This window comes from Haemophilus parainfluenzae (genome assembly GCF_900450995.1).
Taxonomy (GTDB): Bacteria; Pseudomonadota; Gammaproteobacteria; order Enterobacterales; family Pasteurellaceae; genus Haemophilus_D; species Haemophilus_D parainfluenzae_O.
In genome coordinates, this window is record NZ_UGHY01000002.1 from 1588149 (window position 1) to 1605010 (window position 16862).

12 protein-coding genes and 4 pseudogenes are annotated in these 16862 nt (G+C 39.6%); 6 read left to right on the forward strand and 10 right to left on the reverse strand.

Annotated features, from left to right (window positions below):
• Positions 1-96: 96 nt before the first annotated feature.
• Complete coding sequence (yegQ, locus tag DX522_RS08120; RefSeq protein WP_115180435.1) at positions 97-1476, reverse strand: tRNA 5-hydroxyuridine modification protein YegQ; 1380 nt, start codon at positions 1474-1476, stop codon at positions 97-99.
• Positions 1477-1654: 178 nt separating this feature from the next.
• Positions 1655-2971: an NCS2 family permease gene (locus DX522_RS08125; RefSeq protein WP_115180436.1), complete on the reverse strand. Its 1317-nt coding sequence runs from the start codon at positions 2969-2971 to the stop codon at positions 1655-1657.
• Between the two features lie 199 nt (positions 2972-3170).
• Here DX522_RS08125 and DX522_RS08130 point away from each other — a divergent pair, with 199 nt between their 5' ends.
• Entirely contained in the window at positions 3171-3701 is a 531-nt protein-coding gene (locus tag DX522_RS08130) for an inorganic diphosphatase (RefSeq protein WP_005695476.1), read from the forward strand.
• A gap of 617 nt (positions 3702-4318) precedes the next feature.
• Here the strand turns inward: DX522_RS08130 and DX522_RS11470 are convergent.
• Positions 4319-4533, reverse strand: a pseudogene (locus DX522_RS11470) (MerR family transcriptional regulator); the annotation flags it as partial.
• Between DX522_RS11470 and DX522_RS08140 the strand changes: the two are divergent.
• Positions 4531-4698, forward strand: a pseudogene (locus DX522_RS08140) (S-formylglutathione hydrolase); the annotation flags it as partial. The pseudogenes DX522_RS11470 and DX522_RS08140 overlap by 3 nt on opposite strands.
• Before the next feature lie 215 nt (positions 4699-4913).
• Here the strand turns inward: DX522_RS08140 and DX522_RS08145 are convergent.
• The 6 genes and pseudogenes from DX522_RS08145 to DX522_RS08170 form a co-directional block, all read right to left on the reverse strand.
• On the reverse strand, positions 4914-5390 hold the full coding sequence (locus DX522_RS08145) for a hypothetical protein (protein WP_115180438.1): 477 nt from the start codon (positions 5388-5390) through the stop codon (positions 4914-4916).
• Positions 5387-5560 carry a YoaH family protein gene (locus DX522_RS08150; RefSeq protein ID WP_115180439.1) on the reverse strand — a complete coding sequence of 58 codons (174 nt, stop codon included), beginning with the start codon at positions 5558-5560 and terminating at the stop codon, positions 5387-5389. Before DX522_RS08150 ends, DX522_RS08145 begins: the two co-directional genes overlap by 4 nt.
• Positions 5561-5581: 21 nt before the next feature.
• Positions 5582-5881 (reverse strand): annotated as a pseudogene (locus tag DX522_RS08155) (tRNA pseudouridine(65) synthase TruC); the annotation flags it as partial.
• Positions 5882-5905: 24 nt separating this feature from the next.
• Positions 5906-6559 (reverse strand): annotated as a pseudogene (locus tag DX522_RS08160) (IS3 family transposase); the annotation flags it as partial.
• 154 nt (positions 6560-6713) lie between these two features.
• Positions 6714-7067 (reverse strand): helix-turn-helix domain-containing protein, encoded by a 354-nt coding sequence (locus tag DX522_RS08165; protein ID WP_115180098.1) that lies wholly within the window; start codon positions 7065-7067, stop codon positions 6714-6716.
• 90 nt (positions 7068-7157) lie between these two features.
• The gene (locus tag DX522_RS08170; RefSeq protein ID WP_115180440.1) at positions 7158-10382 is read right to left on the reverse strand and encodes a S8 family serine peptidase; all 3225 of its coding nucleotides are present in this window, start codon (positions 10380-10382) and stop codon (positions 7158-7160) included.
• Between the two features lie 204 nt (positions 10383-10586).
• Between DX522_RS08170 and galE the strand changes: the two genes are divergently transcribed.
• The 4 genes from galE (at position 10587) to DX522_RS08190 (ending at position 15822) form a co-directional block, all read left to right on the forward strand.
• Entirely contained in the window at positions 10587-11603 is a 1017-nt protein-coding gene (gene galE, locus DX522_RS08175; RefSeq protein ID WP_005700019.1) for a UDP-glucose 4-epimerase GalE, read from the forward strand.
• 79 nt (positions 11604-11682) lie between these two features.
• Positions 11683-12957 carry an MFS transporter gene (locus tag DX522_RS08180; RefSeq protein ID WP_115180441.1) on the forward strand — a complete coding sequence of 425 codons (1275 nt, stop codon included), beginning with the start codon at positions 11683-11685 and terminating at the stop codon, positions 12955-12957.
• A 98-nt stretch (positions 12958-13055) separates the two neighbouring features.
• On the forward strand, positions 13056-13700 hold the full coding sequence (adk, locus tag DX522_RS08185; protein ID WP_115180442.1) for an adenylate kinase: 645 nt from the start codon (positions 13056-13058) through the stop codon (positions 13698-13700).
• 97 nt (positions 13701-13797) lie between these two features.
• Positions 13798-15822: a hypothetical protein gene (locus tag DX522_RS08190; protein WP_115180443.1), complete on the forward strand. Its 2025-nt coding sequence runs from the start codon at positions 13798-13800 to the stop codon at positions 15820-15822.
• Positions 15823-15895: 73 nt separating this feature from the next.
• Here the strand turns inward: DX522_RS08190 and lipA are convergent, their stop codons facing one another.
• Positions 15896-16858 (reverse strand): lipoyl synthase, encoded by a 963-nt coding sequence (lipA, locus tag DX522_RS08195; protein ID WP_115180444.1) that lies wholly within the window; start codon positions 16856-16858, stop codon positions 15896-15898.
• Positions 16859-16862: the final 4 nt, after the last annotated feature.

A 16862-nucleotide genomic window follows, 5' to 3' on the forward strand; every position in this document is an offset into this window, starting at 1 on the left:
ATATTTGGAGTCATACTATGAGTTGTTGAATTAACAAATCAGGTATGGGATGCATTATAGCGCATTCGTTAATAAATGCAACAATTTTTTAACAAATTAATTGTGTGGATTGCGTGTGTTGGTGTTGACCAAGTTTCGCATCAACAATGCATAATCAAGTTGGACGTCTTGTGGCACATCTAAAAAGACAAAATGCCCATCACCTAGTGCTGCATCAACCGCTTCATTTTTACGATTTAGCATTTTTTCAATTTTGAAATTGATATTCCCCTGAGGGGTCATCATTTCTACATCATCACCAAGTAGGAATTTGTTCTTTACCGCTACTTCAGCCATACCTTGTTCGTTACGTTTACCAGTAAATTCACCGACAAATTGTTGGCGTTCAGAAATAGAGTAGCCATATTCGTAATTTTGGTATTCATCGTGCGTATGGCGACGTAAGAAACCTTCGGTATAACCTCGATGCGCAAGGGATTCCAATGTATCCATTAAGCTTTCATCAAATGGTTTGCCCGCAGCTGCATCATCAATGGCTTTGCGATAAACTTGTGCGGTTCTTGCACAGTAATAGAATGATTTAGTACGGCCTTCGATTTTTAAAGAATGGACACCAAGTGCGGTCAATTTTTCTACGTGTTGTACTGCACGCAGATCTTTTGAGTTCATAAAGTAGGTGCCGTGCTCATCTTCAAAAGCGGTCATTTGCTCATCTGGCTTTTGTGATTCGGTATAAAGGAAGACTTTATCCGTTACTGCACCTTCGCCCAAGGTTGGCGCCACATTTTTCACTTCAATTTGTTGAGCAGGATCGATTTTTGGCACGATGTTGCCCACTTCATCCGTGGTGCCTTCTTCCATTTTATATTCCCAACGGCAAGCATTCGTGCAAGTGCCTTGGTTTGGGTCGCGTTTGTTGATATAGCCAGAAAGTAAGCAACGGCCAGAATACGCCATGCATAACGCACCGTGTACGAAAATTTCGAGTTCGATATCGGGTACGTGTTGGCGAATTTCAGCGATTTCTTCAATGGATAATTCGCGCGATAAAATCACACGAGTTAACCCCATTTGTTTCCAGAATTTTACCGTTGCCCAGTTTACCGCATTTGCTTGTACAGAAAGGTGAATATCAATATCTGGGAAGTTTTCACGCACCAACATGATTAAGCCTGGGTCAGACATAATTAAGGCATCAGGGCCCATGTCGATGACAGGTTGTAAATCTTTGATAAAGGTTTTGAGTTTGGAGTTATGCGGTGCAATGTTTACGACCACATAGAATTTTTTGCCAAGTGCATGGGCTTCATCAATCCCGATTTTTAAATTGGCATGATTAAATTCATTGTTACGTACACGTAAGCTGTAACGAGGTTGGCCTGCATAAACGGCATCTGCACCATACGCAAAGGCATAGCGCATATTTTTGAGGGATCCTGCAGGGGAGAGTAATTCAGGTTTAAATGGGGTTGTCATAATATTCTCTTGTCTGATTTCAGGTCAGTAGCTTGCTTTTGGCAAGCCGTAGTAAAGGCCTGTATTTTAGGCAGATTTAGGGATTTGTAAAGTAAAAGTGCGGTTGGTTTTTCGATTGTTTTTTAGGCTAGAAATAAAAAAGGCGAACCATTCGTTCGCCTTATCAAGATGCATTTAATTAAATCGCCCAGCCGCCAGCATAGAATGCGACAAGTACAATGGCGATGATAATCGTACCGATATTGAGTTTTTTCACATCACCACTCACGATACGACCAATCACTAATGCCGCAAAGCCAAGCATGATACCCGTTACGATGTTTGCCGTTAACACGATGAATACCGCACAAACTAAGCCGCTCATTGCGCCGACGAAATCATCAAAGTCTAATTTGCTCACATTACTTAACATTAATAAGCCCACATACATTAATGCTGGAGCAGTTGCATAACCTGGCACTAAGAATGCAAGTGGTTGGAAGAATAACATTAATAAGAACAATACGCCGACGACGATAGCGGTGATACCGGTTTTACCGCCTGCGGCTGTTCCTGCTGCTGATTCGATATAAACGGCGGCTGGCGCAGTACCAAATAAGCCTGAGAATAAGCTACTTACAGAGTCAGAGGTTAAGGCTTTGCCGCCATTGATGATTTGTCCATCTTTATCTAATAAGTCCGCTTGTCCTGCAACGGCACGAATCGTACCTGTTGCATCAAATACGGCGGTCATCACTAAAGCAAAGACAATGGGTAAAATGGCTGGTTGTAATGCACCTTGTAAATCTAATTGTAAGAAAAGTGAGCTTTCACCAAAGGTTGGCATTTTGAAGATTTGGCCATTGAATGTGACGTTTGGATCGAAGATTAAACCTACGATAGTAATCGCGATGATGACCCACAAAATCCCGCCTTTCACTTTCATTTTTTCCAAGCCGATAATGAATGCAAGGCCAATTAAAGACATCATTACTGGGAAAGAGGTGAAATCACCTAATTTAACCGGTAAACCCGCTTGGTTGCCGACCACTAAGCCTACGCCGTTTGCGGCGATTAAAAGTAAGAATAAGCCGATCCCGATCCCCGCACCGTGTGCAATGCTTGATGGCAGATTACGTAAAATCCATGAACGAATACCTGTTGCCGAAATTAAGGTGAATACCAAACCCATGAGGAATACCGCACCTAATGCTACAGGAATAGAAACATGTTGACCGATTACTAAGCTAAATGCAGTGAATGCGGTTAATGAAATGGCACAGCCGATCGCCATTGGCGCATTTGCCCAAAAGCCGATTAAAATCGATCCAAGTCCCGCCACTAAACAGGTTGCAATAAACACAGATTCTGCCGGAAAGCCTGCATCACCAAGCATTTTAGGCACAACAATTACGGAATACACCATGGCTAAGAAGGTGGTTAAACCCGCAATGATTTCTTGACGAACCGTTGAACCGCGTTTGCTGAGTTCAAAGGTTTTTTCTAAACTTGACATAAAGTCCCCTAGGTTAATAATCAAAAAAAGACGTGCTATTTTATAGCAAATTATTTAAAAGTAAACGTTTGCGCAATCGTTTTTTTGTCAGTCTGCGGGAAAGTGCGGTCAGTTTTGAGGATGTTTTTCACATATTTTTTTATCGACTAAAAACTGCTATACTCTGTAAGTTTTTAACGTAATCAAAAAAGGAAAAACAATGGCTGATTTTAATCAAATTTTAACGCCAGGCGATGTAGATGCCGGCATTATCAATGTGGTAAATGAAATTCCAGAAGGTAGCTGCCACAAAATCGAATGGAACCGTAAAGTTGCAGCGTTCCAATTAGACCGTGTTGAGCCAGCGATCTTCGCAAAACCAACTAACTATGGTTTCATTCCACAAACTTTAGATGAAGATGGCGATGAGTTAGACGTTTTATTATTAACTCGCCAACCACTTGCGACAGGTGTATTCCTTGAAGCAAAAGTAATCGGTGTAATGAAATTCGTTGATGATGGCGAAGTGGACGATAAAATCGTTTGTGTGCCAGCAGATGATCGCGACACCGGCAATGCATATAACAGCCTTGCAGATGTGCCTGCGCAATTAATCAAACAAATTGAATTCCACTTCAATAACTACAAAGCATTGAAAAAACCAGGTTCAACAAAAGTGACTCACTGGGGCGATGTAGAAGAAGCAAAAGAAGTGATTCGTGAATCAATCAAACGTTGGAATGAACGTTAATTTTTCATGTTAATGAATTTAAAAGGCATCAAGTTGATGTCTTTTGTTTTTTTCTTCATTGGCCATAGGTGATCTACCTTATTATGATAATTGTGGCACATTTATCAATTTGGATGGTTAATTGGAGCTACTATATGTTGAAAACAATTTAGAAAGTTATATATGCTATTGAAGAAAATGTATCTTTCAGTGTTAAAGCCTGCATCTCCATTTCTATAGGCTCATAAGTGAAGTGATAAAGCAAATACATGATAAATTAAAAGAAAAGGAGAAAAAATGAGATATATTTTTCTAACGTTCTTATCTGTTCTTGCTGCCTTTATTTTATTTTTTTTTTTTTTTTGCGTTAATTTATATAAATATAGATGTTGGAATTGATAATATTCAATATACCAGAGTTTTATATAGGTCTCTTGAAGCATCGATTAAATTACACGTAATTATTTTACCTATGCACTTTTGGCTATCTAGAAAACAAAAGCGTAAAAGTAAAGCAAGATAGTAACTATTTAATAGAAAATAATAAAAACTAGTTATGTCTATGCAATTTAAAGCATCAAAGTACAAAGTGCGGTCAATTTTGACTTGCACCCCAAAAGTTGGACTAAGCCCCTAACTTAGGTTGTTTCAGGAATCTGTGGCAAATTTACGGCTTCCACCGAGCCTAATGCTTTGGCTTTCAAATAATGCAAGGCGTTCGTCAATGGTATCGTCGCCAATAGTGGTGCATTCAGCGAAGCGTTTGATGTCTTTTAAGCTCATTCCTGTATTTTTCAAGCATTGTAATACTCAACCATTGCAAGTCGTTATCTGTAAAACGGCGATTGCCGTGCGCATTGATCAGGGCTTGTAAGATGAGTTTTTACCAACACAATTACGCAAGATTTTATCGAAACCTGTCGATGTGCACTTCCACAAAGGCTACGATCATAGCTATTACTTCATCGCCAGTTTTATTGGTGAGCATATTGCCTATCATGCGGCATTTTTGAAGTAACTAAATAGTAGCTGTTTCCAAAGCTTTTCGATGAGCAGGTATGGTTAATTGACAAATAAGTATCTAAAAATATGACTGTAGTAGTGTGCTAGCAATGTTGGAATAGAGAGAAGGTTTTTATCCAGATATCGGCTATACAAAAAATCTGCACCTTAATTAGTTGATTGCTTAGTTCAACTAATTAAGGTGCAGATTTTTTGTCTGATGCTTATATATTATTTTACTATTTCAAATGCAAGGTTTCTAAATACATAGTTACCAATTTGCACTTCCATTCCATATTTACCAATTGGATCTGACTTACCAAATTTCCAACAACGGGTAATATTTTCTTTATCTTTTGCAATCACATCACCAACAATTAAGAACTCTTTTTTGTCTTCCGATGCAGTAACGCTCATTCCTTCAGAGGCAAAATTGGTTGGTGATGGTGCATAAAATGCTTCAGCAATGCGTACTCGGCCTGTTAATGGCACATTGAGAGAGCTCCAACAGAGTTGTTGATTTTGACTTCTTGAAATTTGAGTTCCTTTTACAAGGTTAGGTGATTTTGAGCTAACATCATACACATTTAAAACGACTGCAGGCTGACCATTTATTGGATCTTTAGCAGTAGATGTGGTTTCTGTTTTAGGTGCAGCCATTACACTAGCAGAAATAAGTGCTAATGTTGCAATCATCATTTTTTTCATTTGATTCCCTCCGTTTGATCTGATTGATTTTGTTGATATTTTTCTCTTAGTTGATTCGCAATAATTTGAATTGCTTGTCCCATACTGATGCCTTGTTTTGCAAGTTTCTGGATTTCTTCAACCGCTTCTTGTCGTTGCTCATGCTTTAATGAAAGTAGTGCATTATCCATTTTGTTTCTCTTTTTGTCTAATTAAAAATCAGGAAAACTCCAATTAAAGAATTGAAAAAGCCTTTGCCATTGGTCATCAAGCAGTGCTTTTATCGTGATTTTTTGCGAAGTTTTCGGATGAACGAAACGCAAAAAATGCGAATGTAACATCAATCGATTTACGCCTGAGTGTTCATTTAAGGCACGGTTTTGATGTAAGTCACCATATTTAGTATCGCCCATAATCAGGTGGAAAAGGTGCTTCAAGTGCCGTCTTAGCTGATGTTTTCGCCCCGTTTGCGGGAAAAGTTCGACCAATGAATAACGTGCTGTTTGATGCTGATCTGACCCCAAAAAGTTAGACTGTTATTTAAAGGATTGTTTTCGATATTGTATCGGACTCAGTCCTTTTAATTTTAGTTGAATCCGTCGATGATTATAGTAATCCAAATAATTTATGACAGCATCAACTATCTCTTCTTTTGTTTTAAATTCTCGACCATAAAAACATTCCGTTTTTAATCGCCCAAAGAAACTTTCCATCGCGGCGTTATCTAAGCAATTCCCTTTTCTCGACATACTTTGAATGATGCCATGTTCAGCCAAGATTCGACGATAAGCTACCATTTGATATTGCCAGCCTTGGTCTGAATGCAAAATGACACCACAAGCCTTATTTAATCCTTTGACGGCTTGCATTAACATGTCCTCTACTTGTGCCCAGTTTGGGGAATAGCTGAGATTACATGAAACTATCTCATTGTTAAATAAGTCTAAAATTGGAGATAAATAGACTTTACTCCCATCTTTCGCCTTAAACTCTGTGATATCGGTCACCCATTTTTGTTTCGGGGCCGTTGCACTAAAATCGCGTTCAAGATGATTCGGTGCAATCACCCCTATCGTGCCTCGATAGGTCGTCAATTTCTTGCTTTTTCTTGACCGCACTTGAAGCCCAAGTGTCTGCATTAAACGTTGAACTTTTTTATGATTCACGCCTGGCAAGCTGGCATGAACACGTCGGTAGCCATATAATCAGGATGATTGGCTTTGATGCGTTGAATGGTCTTTTTCAACAACTCATCCTTATCCGGTTTAATCTGACGTTTCGCAAAAAACGTACTACGCGCTAACTGTGCAAAGCCTAAAAGCCATTTTAACGGATAGCGTGTTCTTAACCTTTGGATAATTTCCGTTGCTCGGCTTCGTCCTGAAGTCTGAGCCTTCTCAACTCCTTTAGGTAGGCCACCTCCGCTTCAAGCTGTAAAATTCTCAGGCGTAAACGGTCTTCTTCAGTTTTGGGTGGCGGTGGCATTTTTGCATATTTGGGTTTCATCGGCGGTCGTCCTGATGGTTTACGGGGAATAAGTCCTTTTATGCCACTTTTTTCAAACCGTTTCAACCATGTCCCGACTAGGGTGTTGGAAGGAATATTGTAAAAACGCGCAGCTTCTCTAATACTCATTTTTCCATTCAAAATAGGTTGGAGAGCCTGTAATTTAAATTCGATTGTGTAGTGTTTACCCATAAAAAAATCTGCACCTCAATTGTTGGTTTGTTGAGTCCAACTTTTGGGGTGCAGATCAAACTGACCGCACTTTTGTCTTATTGAATATCGTTAAAACGAGAAACGTAATTCCGCATTCACATTATTCGCTTTGGTATCGTGGTTGTAAGCACCTTGATAGCCCACTTTCACACTGAATGTCGGCGTGAATTGCGCTTGTAATGCCACACCTGTCGTGACGACATTTTTCAATTCTTTACCATAAAGATTCGCGACACCTTGATTATTGATTACCAAGCTGCCTTCAGCGGCTTTATCTTTGTGGAAACGATGATAAGCCACATCACCTAATAGATTTAATTGAACGCCACCAATTGCAAATGGAATGGATGGACGTAAACCTACAGAGGTGACGATTAAATCACGATTGTTGTCTTTTAACTGCACTTCACCTTTAGTCACACCTTTATTTTTGATGTGCATATAGCTTACACCAGCATAAGGTTCAATCGCAAAATGTTCGCCTTTTAAGCCAGTGTAGGCAAGCTCAGCAAAGACATTTTGTGTTTGGCTATGGCTTTTCACACCTTGTGCAAATTCAGCACGTTGTTCGTGTTTTCCCCAGCTTTGAATAAAGCCAATTTTTGGTGTTAATACGTTGAAACGATGTTCAGCTGTTAAGCCTAAATGTACAGCACGATCTTTCGAAGTACGGTCAATTTTGTGGTTATTTTGTGTTGAGCCGACAAATACACCTAAATGTTTGTTTGTATCAATGGTTGCATCAATACCCACAAGTTGATTGTACGCATGGCTGCTTAAACTATCCGTGCTGAAGTGGGTGAAGGTGCCACTTGTCCAAATTTGTGTACCTGCATTAAGTTGAGCTCTTACTGCACCTGGTTGAGCAAGTTGCTGACGAAGCAATAAGCCATTTAACACATTGTGTTGTTCGGCAGCGAGATCTTCATCATAGCTTAAACGAGCAAAAGCTTGGCGAGCGTTCTCTTTTGTTCCCCAAATGAGACTTTGATAAAAGGCACTGCTTGTTGCTGCATCTAAAGCATTGGCGATAGCCACTTCATTTTCAGTAGTTGCTGCAGATGAAAGGGCTTTTTTCTGAACGGTCACTTTCAGCGTATTTGCATTACTTTCATTTTTAACAGCAAAGAAATCATAAGTACGAGGTGTTTCAACTATCGCATTTTCAGCTCCTACAAATGAGCCAGTACCTTGTACTGACACTGCTTTTTGTGGATTTTGTTGTAATTGAGGCAGAATTTCTTCGTCAAATTTATTTGGCACTAAAATAGAGCTGTCGGCAAAGGTTGCATTGACGTTAGCAATATCATTATTCAGTAAGAAACGACCACCTTTTTCCACTGTTGCGGTAACCGTTTTCGCGGTGCTGGTTAAGGTTTCGGTGGCAAATCCATTCTCACTTGGTTTAGTGATTTCCGCTTTCGGTAATACTTCCAATGTTGCACCTTGTTTTACGATAACTTGTTGTGCCGAACCAAGGGATTGATTTAACCCTGAAAGCTGACCTTCATTTACAGTAATTGCACCTGTGAAGCTGTTATTACCGGTGAGGGTTAAGGTGCCAGAACCATTTTTAGTTAAAGCACCGATATAACCTTGTGCGGCACGTTCATTACGAGCCACTTCACGCGCTAAACCGACTTGATATTCAGCTTTTTCTTCTGCTGTCGCGCCCGCACGATTTTGCATTAACGCTTGTAATTCAGCTTTGCGTGTTGTCCAAGTTGCCGCTTCAGCTTGATCTTCGACTTGACGTGCTTTGATGGCTTTACCGCTAATATCATTTGACCAAACATCATTTTGATTGAGGTTGATTTTCACGTTTCCTAAGAATTGACCTGGGCCAAACATCGCTTTGCCAAGATCTAAAATCCCCCAACCCCAAACGTTACTTGGTACACCTTGTTCAGTTTCCCAACGTTCTAACGGTTTACCTTCAAGCCCTTTACGAAGCGTGGTTTGTCTTGCTGTGGTTAGCATGACATCACGCGTTTGATCGGTTGTCATGTATGGATAGCGAGAAAGAATGACACCTAACGCGCCACTTACATGAGGTGCAGCCATTGAAGTACCACCAGCCGATTTGTAGATAGGCTCACCATAAGTGTCGTTGTCTTGTAATTGAATATAGGCAGAATAGATGTTGGCGGATGGCGCCGCAATCGTCCACCATTTTGAATGGCCGGCGAGGTTAAATTCTTGAATATCTGCACCTGCTTTTTCATCACTCACATCTCCATTTGAGTCATTCGGATAGCCTTCACCGCCGACTTGACCGGTGACGTTTACCCAGTATTTTTCTGCATCAGGTCTGAAATAGGGCAACATAGCACGCGTAAAGGACTCCGACATCATACTGCGGTTACCTGCGGTAAAGACTTGAATTACTTGTTTATTTTTTGCCACTTCATAAGCCGCATCAACAAAGTTTTTCTCACCACTGGTCACAAATTGATAATAAGCTTTTTCAGCCTCTCCTAAGTTACTTAAATAAATATGTGCCGCAGGACTAGAAATTGGCTCAGGTGCTTTTGGTACATCATAATATTGCACGCCATATTCAGGCACATCACGCCAATCATATTTTGGTTTGTAGCCTTGTGCGCCAGCAAAGGATGAATTAACACGACGGTTTGAACCCCAACTGTTATTAATCACTTTTGCACCGGCATCTGCTAGGGCAGAGTAGCCCTGTAAGAAGAAACTATAGTCTTGGTTTGGGCCATAGGTCATGTTGTCGTTACCACCGGTATTGGCAGAATACAGATTAGCGCCGAATGCTACACCGTGCATCTCATTGCCGTCACGCGTTGCCGCCATTGTCCCACCAACATGGGTGCCGTGCGCATCATTGGTATATTTATGCCATGTGCCGTCAATATTGAAGGCTTCACCTTTAGTGAAGACGCCATTATCTGTTTTATCGAAATTGCGTTTGCCGTTTTTTACCGGTTCGTTTTTATTAATTGGGCCATTTCCCACAGAGGCATCGGGATAACGCATGCCATCTTTACTGTAAGTCCCTTCTGTTTTTACAACGTGGATTCGACCATCTTGAAATTCAGGGTGGTTTAATAGTACGCCAGAATCCATCACGCCAATTTTCACGCCAGAACCATTAAAGCCAAGGGAGTAAGCCGTGGAGGCATTCATTGAGGTCAAGCCCCAGTCTTTGAGGTATTCAGTACTTTCCCAGCTTTTGGTATTACCGGCTTGGCCTTGTTCAGAATAAGCGGCTGCATTGGCGGCATACCAACCAACGAGTAATGCGAGTGCAGTTTTTTGAAGTTTCATGTTGTCTTCCTTTATCTTTTTGATTTTCGCTGGCTATTATTCGCCTCATCGCGAAGCGCTTCAATGACTCAAATCAAAATTCCAAAGAAAAATGTTTATTCTGTGACAACGATCACACCAAAGTGCGGTCAAAAGAGGGGATAAATTTATGTATCGTAGAAATCAATGTTATAATTTGCGAACAAAATGATTAAGGAGTAACTCATGGCTATTTTAGTAACGGGTGGCGCAGGCTATATCGGTTCACACACTGTAGTGGAATTATTAAATGCAAATAAAGAAGTGGTGGTATTGGATAATTTATGCAACTCCTCCCCTAAATCTTTAGAACGAGTCAAAGAAATTACCGGTAAAGACGTGAAATTTTATGAAGGCGATATTTTAGATCGTGCTTTATTACAAAAAATCTTTGCTGAAAACAGTATTCAATCGGTCATCCATTTTGCGGGTTTAAAAGCTGTGGGTGAAAGTGTTCAAAAGCCAGCTGAATACTATATGAATAACGTATCAGGCACGATTGTTTTGATTCAAGAAATGAAAAAAGCAGGCGTGTGGAACTTTGTATTTAGTTCATCTGCAACGGTTTATGGTGATCCAGAAATTATTCCAATTACAGAAGACTGCAAAGTGGGTGGTACAACCAACCCTTACGGTACATCTAAATACATGGTGGAACAAATTTTGACTGATGTTGCTAAAGCTGAACCGCAATTTAGTATGACGATCTTACGTTATTTCAATCCAGTAGGCGCTCACGCAAGTGGCTTGATTGGTGAAGACCCAAATGGTATTCCAAATAATTTATTGCCTTACATCAGCCAAGTTGCCATTGGTAAATTACCGCAACTTTCGGTATTTGGTAGCGATTATGATACCCATGATGGCACCGGTGTACGTGATTATATCCATGTGGTGGATTTAGCTATCGGTCACTTAAAAGCGTTAAATCGCCATGAAAATGACGCAGGTTTACACATTTATAACTTAGGTACGGGTACTGGTTATTCTGTGCTTGATATGGTGAAAGCGTTTGAACAAGCAAACAATATCGAAATTCCATATCGTCTTGTTGCTCGTCGTCCTGGTGATATTGCAACATGCTATTCCGATCCAAGTCTTGCAGCAAAAGAGTTAAATTGGACAGCTGAACGTGGTCTTGAGCAAATGATGAAAGATACATGGAATTGGCAAAAAAATAATCCGAAAGGATACAGAGATTAATCTCACTCTTGTTGGGCGGAGTACATTCCGCCCTTAATATTTCAATCAAATAAAACACGCTCAAAAATAACCGCACTTTATGTCAGAACAATCCCTTTCTAGTCAAATATTTACCCGAAAAATGCTGATCTGTGTCTTTACTGGATTTAGTTCGGGTTTACCACTTTTCGTGTTATTGCAAATGTTGCCAGTGTGGCTGACAGATAAAGGACTTTCCGTTGAATTAATCGGTGCCTTGACAGGGGTGATGGTGCCATATGGTTTGAAATTTTTATGGGCACCATTATTAGACCGCTATTTCCCGCGTTTTTTAGGGCGTCGTCGTAGTTGGTTATTGATTTCTCAAGTTGTTTTGCTGATTTCCCTTTATGCGATTAGTCAGTTTGATCCCGTGGCAGAGTTAAGTATGGTGGCTAAACTTGCGACATTTATTGCCTTTTTCTCTGCGACACAAGATATTGTACTCGATGCTTATCGTCGTGAAATTTTAACGGATAATGAATTAGGATTGGGGAATACCATCCATATTAATGCTTATCGAGTTGCAGGCTTAATTCCTGGGGGGCTATCGCTTTATTTAGCGACGATTTATCCGTGGGAAACCGTCTTTTTATTGACCGCACTTTGTATGCTAGTGGGCATATTTATGACGCTCTTTTTGGCAAAAGAACCTCAGGTTGCACAGGTCGATCGTGATCAACCTTTCTATATGGTGTTTTGGATACCGCTGAAAGAGTTCTTCCAACGTAAAGGCGTTGCTCAAGCCATTAGTTTTTTACTCTTTTTATTCTTGTATAAGTTTGGTGATTCGTTTGCTACTACGTTACAAACTAAATTCGTCTATGACATGGGCTTTGAAAAAGAACATATTGCGTTGGTGGTAAAAAGTACCTCTCTTTGGGCAAGTATCTCAGCCGGTCTCGTCGGTGGCGTGATTATGTTACGCCTAGGCATTAACCGTGCATTATGGGTATTTGGTTTTATCCAATTGATTACTATTGGTGGATTTATTTGGTTGGCTGCATTTGGACATTTTGACCATATCGGTGCTGCAGAACTTTGGAAATTGGGTTTCGTGATTGCGGGTGAATATATCGGTGTCGGTCTCGGTACTGCTGCCTTTGTCGCCTTTATGGCTCGCGAAACGAATCCGCTTTATACAGCCACTCAATTAGCCTTATTTACCAGCCTTTCTGCTTTACCAAGTAAAGGACTTGGTATGTTATCGGGTTACTTGGTCAAGGCAGTGGGTTACTATCATTTTTTCTGGATTTGTTTATTCCTCGCTATCCCAGGAATGATTTGTTTATTCTGGGTAGCACCGTGGAATGAAAAAGGAAATAAAAAAGCTTAAAATAAAATAAAGTGCGGTCAAAATTAACAGCAAAATCATTTGACCAAACAAGGCTTTAACGGTATTTTAAACGGGTCTATTATTTATTGGAGATTTGTATGAAAATTATTCTTTTAGGTGCACCAGGTGCAGGAAAAGGCACACAAGCACAATTTATTATGAACAAGTTTGGTATCCCACAAATTTCAACAGGGGATATGTTCCGTGCCGCGATTAAAGCGGGGACAGAATTAGGCAAACAAGCAAAAGCATTAATGGATGAAGGGAAATTAGTACCGGATGAATTAACTGTTGCATTAGTAAAAGATCGTATTTCTCAACCAGATTGTGCAAATGGTTTCTTATTAGATGGTTTCCCTCGCACGATTCCACAAGCGGATGCGTTAAAAGAGTCAGGCGTGAAAATTGACTACGTTTTAGAGTTTGATGTACCAGATGAAGTGATCGTTGAACGTATGAGTGGTCGTCGAGTACACCAAGCATCTGGCCGTTCTTACCACATCGTTTACAACCCACCAAAAGTGGAAGGTAAAGATGATGTAACGGGTGAAGATTTAATTATCCGAGCAGATGATAAACCAGAAACCGTGTTAGATCGTTTAGCGATTTACCACAAACAAACCAGCCCATTAATTGATTATTACCAAGCTGAAGCGAAAGCAGGTAATACTCAATATTTCCGTTTAGATGGTACTCAAAAAGTGGAAGCTGTAAGCCAAGAATTAGATAAAATCTTAGGCTAAAAAAGATGGAAAACTGACCGCACTTTGAAGAGAAAAGTGCGGTTAATTTTTCAAAAGGATTTTGAAATCGTAAATTGAGATCGCATTTAGGGACGTTATGAGCAAGAAAAAAACAATAACATTGATGATTTCGGCTATCGCAGTGGCACTTGGGATCGTCGCACAATTTTATACTAATCACAAAATTGATCAGGTATTAAAAAATTTCCCTTACTCTTTAGATAATCAAGCGACATTAAACGTGACACAAACTGCGAAAAACTTTTTTATTCGTGAGTTAATCTTTAGCGTAAAAAATAGTGATGCGAAAAACACAAATGTCATTTCAACTAAGCTCACCGCTCTGCCTTTCTTCATTACAGCGGAGTCTCAGTTATCCGATCAGTTAGTTCGTCAATTAAATAAAACATTAAATATTACGATTGATAAAAACACAATTAATAGCAAATTTTCGCCAGTAGGGGATTATTTACAGTCTGATATATTGACAGAATTCCGTGATTTTGCGAATAAGTCCCAAAACCTTTCTATCGGTCTTCATTTCTTAAAAAATAAAGAAGTTGAGCTAAAAACAACCCTTAGTGGTTTTAATTACGATAAAGACACTAAACTGGAACAAATTGAAGGTGAAGCTCGTCTAGTGCCTGTCGGTGCAAATCAGTATGACCTATCAAGTATAGAATTAACTGCGAAAAATGCCGAATTAGCATTGTTAAATGGTGAAAATACACATATTTATCTTAAAAATGCGACTTACTATTTTGATGTAAAACCAGGCGAGACAGATAAACGCGATCTTAATACAAAATTCAGTAGTGATATTTTGCGCATTGCCAATAAAACCCGTACAACGGAAGAAAGCCAAGCAACAGCAGGTGGATTAAATTTATTCATTAAACAAAATGGTGTACCAAGTGCTGTCAATTTTTATAACGAGTTTCAAAAATTAAGTGGTGGTTCACTAGACATTAAAGATGGCGTCAGTTTGTTAACGAAAATTTTTACACAAAACGATCGTTTTGATGGTTCGTTATCGGTACTTTCTGTCAATGTCCCTAAAAATAATCAACCTTACTTTAACTTACAAAATGCAGGCCTTGAACTTAAGTTAGCGAATACTGATTTAACTAAAGCCAATGTGGATTTCAAATTAAATGTTGAAAGTGTGAAGCAAACCCCTTCCGATGAAGAGCGTAAATGGGAAGCTAAAGGCGGTAAGGTAAATATTCAGTTAGATGATTATAACGTGGAAAATGAACTGGCTTTTGTTCCTTTCTTATTGGATGCTTTTGCTAAGAAAGACACGCCAGCAAAAGAGAATAAAGATTTCTTAAATGCCAAAGATAAATGGGTAAAAGAATTTAGTGGTAAAACCAATATTGAGGCTACATTAAAATCATTTAATATGGCCGATTTAGTACTTGATGACGTATCAGCCAGTGATAAGACGGAAACTTTAGACAATGATCAATATAATGAACATATCACATTGTCAGCGAATAAAGCTAGTTATCCAAGTGCAGGTTTCCAATTTGAAAAATTAGCGGTTGATGCGCCATTTAAAATTAATCATAGCAAAGCGCATTTATCAGCAAGATTTTGTTCAGCACCGTTTTATGGGGCCTTATGTAGCACGCATTTAACGTCAACCACATTTGATAAATACATCAAAAACTCTTGGAAAGAGCTTGATTTAATCGTTGATGATGCAACATTGAATTTGAATCTAAATACTTATCCGGAAACCAATGCTTATCCTGTTAAGTTGGAAGTGAGTGGTATTGTGCCTCAAGTGCCAGAAGATGATTCATCCGACATGATTCCAGATAATATTGAAGGCACATTTAATCTGACATTAAGTAAAATGTTATTTGATGATCAAAATGAAAAAGCCTTAGCCATTAAGGAAAATTCATACTTTTGGCAATATTTAAGGAGCTTTGTGAAACATGATGGAAAACTTCACCGAGAATTTGTGGAAGAAGGTGATAATTACGTTTCTAGAGTTGAAAAAACGGAAAATGGCTATTTAATTAATGGTCGTACGCTTGAAGATCTTCGTCAAGAAAGCATGATGGAGACTGATGAGAGCGAAGAAGAGAAGGCGGCAGCAACTGACTAGTAGTTGAAAGGATAACATAAAAAATGACCGCACTTGAGATCCAAAGTGCGGTCATTTTTTTAGCTGTTTTCGATTACTTCACTAATCCACCACTTGCTTGTAAATCAGCATGGTAGGAAGAGCGAACAAATGGACCACAAGCTGTGTGTTCAAAGCCCATTGCGTTGGCTTTATCACGGAACTCATCAAACTCTGCTGGTGGCACATAGCGAGCAACTGGTAAGTGATGGCGACTTGGTTGAAGGTATTGACCCAGTGTAAGCATGGTTACGCCATTTGCGCGTAAGTCTTCCATCACTTCAAGGATTTCTTCATTGGTTTCACCCAGCCCAACCATTAAGCCTGATTTAGTTGGGATATTTGGGAACATTTCTTTGAAATCATGAAGTAATTTTAAAGACCATTGATAATCAGCACCTGGACGAATTTCTTTATACAAGCGTGGTACATTTTCCAAGTTGTGATTGAATACATCTGGTGGATTGTCTTTTAATTTTTCTAAGGCTTGAGTGATACGTCCACGGAAATCAGGCACTAAAATCTCAATTTTAATGCCAGGATTTAATGTACGCACTTCTTTTACACATTCAGCAAAATGACCCGCACCACGATCAGGTAAATCATCGCGGTCAACAGAGGTAATCACCACATATTTCAACTTCATATCTTGGATGGTTTCAGCTAATTTACGTGGTTCATCAGGATCTGGCGGTAAGGGTTTACCATGTGCAACGTCACAGAAAGGACAACGACGAGTACAAATTGCGCCTAGAATCATAAAGGTTGCTGTACCATGGTTAAAGCACTCGTGTAAATTTGGGCAAGAAGCTTCTTCACATACCGAATGTAACCCATGACGGCGCATCCCATTTTTAATGGTCTCGATCTTTAATGAGCTAGACGGTAATTTGATTTTCATCCATTCCGGCTTTTTCAATAACTCTTGATTAGGATCGATATTTTTAACTGGGATAATCGATGTTTTGGCTGCATCGCGGTATTTTACGCCGCGTTCCATTTTAAAAGGCGTTGACATTGTT